General features: G+C 54.3%; 1 protein-coding gene. It reads left to right on the top strand.

Annotated elements, in window-relative coordinates; all coding sequences use genetic code 11:
• A partial coding sequence (locus JQN68_RS13535; protein ID WP_249621245.1) for a hypothetical protein occupies positions 1 to 357 on the top strand: 357 nt, incomplete at both ends.

Raw genomic sequence — 357 nt, 5'->3', positions numbered from 1 at the left:
GATTCGCAGCGCATGGATCACCAGGGCGACGCTTTCCGGTTGCGAAAGAGGGATGAAAAACATGGAATAGCCTTTCAAAAGCAAGAAATCAGACTGAAGGCTGACACAAGGCAGAATGAAGTCCGAAGTCTGAAGTCTGAAGTAAAATTCTGGCAATATCCCGCCACGATTGAGGAAAATTCCTTGTTCCTGCTAGAGTTCTCTTCCGCCCCAGACGGCGTTGCACACAATCCCTTCAGCCTTCAGCCTTCAGCCTTCAGCCTTCAGCCTTCAGCCTTCAGCCTGTTTTCACACTTCCCGGTCCGCTGCGGCGGCGAAGGCCCGCAGGCGGGTCATGGTTTCGGCAAAGCGGGCCGG

Origin of the sequence: Desulfuromonas sp. CSMB_57, from assembly GCF_020194955.2 — a bacterium.
In the GTDB taxonomy this organism is placed as follows: Bacteria; Desulfobacterota; Desulfuromonadia; order Desulfuromonadales; family Syntrophotaleaceae; genus JAFCIY02.
Note: the sequence above shows the minus strand (reverse complement) of the source record. Positions and strands in the feature narration are given on the sequence as shown.